We start from the raw sequence: 665 nt of genomic DNA on the forward strand, positions 1-665 counted from the left end.
ACCATCATCCTGAGATTGCAACTTACTTTGACAAAGCCTCAGAAGTTCTAGGCTATTCAATGAAAGACCTATGCTTTCAAGAAGATACACAATTAAATCAAACAGAATACACACAACCCGCTATTTTAACCGTATCAACAGCCTTTACAGCTCTACTAAGGGAGGCAGGCATTACAGCCGACTACCTAGCTGGATTAAGCTTAGGCGAGTACACAGCCCTTGTTGAAGCGGGCGTATTGTCCTTTGAAGATGCGGTTGATTTAGTGAGCCATCGTGGTCGTTTTATGCAAGCTTCTGCGCCTATAGGTGTCGGCAAAATGGTAGCCGTGATGAAAGCTGAACGCGCTTTAATAGAAGATATCTGCCAACAAGTGCGTGAAGCTTCTGGTCAATACGTTGCACCAGCAAACTACAATACACCAAAACAAATCGTAATCGGTGGTGACGCTTCGGCAGTAGATACTGCAGTCGCTAAGTTGACTGAAGCAGGCGTGAAGAAAATGGTGGAATTAAACGTTTCTGGTCCTTTCCACACGGCCTTATTATCACAAGCAAGTGACCAATTAGCTGATTATTTAGACAAATTTGATTTTAAGCCACAAAGAGTACCGGTTATTTCAAATACAACAGCTACACCGCATCAGGATGGACAAGTAAAAGACTTG

General features: G+C 43.2%; 1 protein-coding gene. It reads left to right on the forward strand.

All coding sequences use genetic code 11. The features are described 5' to 3' along the window. On the forward strand, positions 1–665 hold a 665-nt coding region (locus ACRCJ0_RS18015; protein ID WP_431391509.1), incomplete at both ends, for an ACP S-malonyltransferase.

This window comes from Aerococcus sp. L_32 (assembly GCF_050689315.1).